The sequence below is a fragment of the Streptomyces himastatinicus ATCC 53653 genome, from assembly GCF_000158915.1.
Lineage (GTDB): Bacteria > Actinomycetota > Actinomycetes > Streptomycetales > Streptomycetaceae > Streptomyces > Streptomyces himastatinicus.
This window is the reverse complement of sequence record NZ_GG657754.1, coordinates 9,747,460-9,749,055: the sequence shown is the minus strand read 5'-3', so window position 1 is coordinate 9,749,055 and position 1,596 is coordinate 9,747,460. Positions and strand designations below refer to the sequence as shown.

Here is a 1,596-nt window from a genome sequence, read left to right as displayed (position 1 = left end):
AGCAGGATCGTGACGCCGATGCCCAGGACACCGAAGAGCACAAAAAAGACGATCGTCATGGCGGCGACACAAAAAGACGACCAGGGCTCCGATCGCCGACAGGGCGAGGAAGTGTCCGTTCAGGGCGCCAAAACAAAAAGGCCCACGATCGCCGCGCCGCCCAGCCCGGACAGCACCGCGTACGGCACGGCCGCCAGCAGTCGCCGCCCGGCGCCGCGCGCGGTGGCCGGGCGGGCGCCGAGGGACACGCCCAGCAGCGCGGCGAGCAGATAGCCGCCCACCGTCCAGCCCACCACCAGGTAGAAGCTGCTCAAGCCCCGGGCGTCACCCGCCTGCGCGGGAAAGGCGTCGACGACGGACGCGGTGCGCTTCTGAGTCTTCTCGGCCTTCTCGATCACCGTCTCCAGCGCACTCGCCGTGGAGGCGCCACCGGCACCGGCGGTCAGGAGGGTGTCGGTGCGGGATCCGGGCTTGACGATCAGCACGCCGCTGATCTCCCCCGTACGCAGCCGCTCGCGCGCCGTGGCCTCATCGGTGGCGGTGGCCTTCAGCGGGTGGCCCGGGATCCCGTTGAGCTTCTCCACCGCGTCCGGGGCCATCCGCTCCGGTGCCGCGACCGCTATGGGGATGCGGTGCGGCTGGGGGTGGTGGAACGCCCCCACGTACGACAGGACGAAGCCCAGTTGCAGCAGCAGCGCGCCGACGAGCATCGCCGCGATGCGCGGCGGGACCGCGCCACGCAGCCGGGCCCACAGCCCCCGGCCCTCCTTCTTCGGCTGGTCCGGAGCGTCCGGCTCCGCGCTCCGCGCCGGGGTCTCCACGTGGTCCGTGTCCGCCTGACTCACTGATCCGCACTTCCTCAATCACCGATGGGTTCGATACATAACTGTATCGGATACACGAGTGTATCGAACTAGGATGTGACGCATGACGGAAGCCAGTAACAGCGCACTCGACCGCCGGGCGCTGCGCAGCGGACGACGCGCGGACGGCACCCCCACGCGCGTCACCCGGCGCCGGGCCGAGACCCGGGAACGGCTGCTGGCCGCGGCGCTCACGGTCTTCGCGGAGCGCGGCTTCGGCCGCGTGGGAATCGAGGAGATCTGCGAGGCCGCCGGGTACACGCGCGGCGCCTTCTACTCCAACTTCGACAGCCTCGACGAGCTGTTCTTCGCCCTCTACGAGCGGCAGGCCGCGCTCGTGACGGCCCAGGTGGAGGACGCGCTGGACGGCGCCACTCCCGACGAGGGGCTGGCCGACCTGCTGGACCGGGTGGTGGGCGCGCTGCTCATCGACCGCACCTGGGTGCTCGTACGCACCGACTTCATGCTGTACGCGGCGCGCAACCCGGATACGGCGGCGGCGCTGATCCGGCACCGCGAGGCGTTGCGCGAAACGCTCCAGCCGATCGTGACGGCGTACGTCGACCCCGACACCATGCCGCCCGGGCTGCGCGACCCCGAGTCCCTGACGGCGGCGGTCCTCACGATCCACGACGCGGCGGCGGGCCGGCTGCTGCTCGACCCGGATCTCGATGCCCTGCGGAGCTGGCTGCGCGACATGCTCACCGCGCTGCTCACGCCCCGGCGCTGAGGG

2 protein-coding genes are annotated in these 1,596 nt (G+C 71.3%); one reads left to right on the top strand and one right to left on the bottom strand.

Going from position 1 to position 1,596, the window contains the following annotated elements; all coding sequences use genetic code 11:
• Nucleotides 1–119: 119 nt before the first annotated feature.
• A complete protein-coding gene (locus tag SSOG_RS41175) occupies nt 120–845 on the bottom strand; it encodes a YhgE/Pip domain-containing protein (RefSeq protein ID WP_050800159.1) in 726 nt (241 codons plus the stop codon).
• A gap of 82 nt (nt 846–927) precedes the next feature.
• Here SSOG_RS41175 and SSOG_RS41170 point away from each other — a divergent pair, with 82 nt between their 5' ends.
• The gene (locus SSOG_RS41170; RefSeq protein WP_009720246.1) at nt 928–1,593 is read left to right on the top strand and encodes a TetR/AcrR family transcriptional regulator; all 666 of its coding nucleotides are present in this window, start codon (nt 928–930) and stop codon (nt 1,591–1,593) included.
• Nucleotides 1,594–1,596: the final 3 nt, after the last annotated feature.

Excerpts from the sequence above, each read along its gene's own strand:
- SSOG_RS41170 (WP_009720246.1), top strand. The coding sequence starts at position 928 with ATGACGGAAGCCAGTAACAGCGCACTCGACCGCCGGGCGCTGCGCAGC.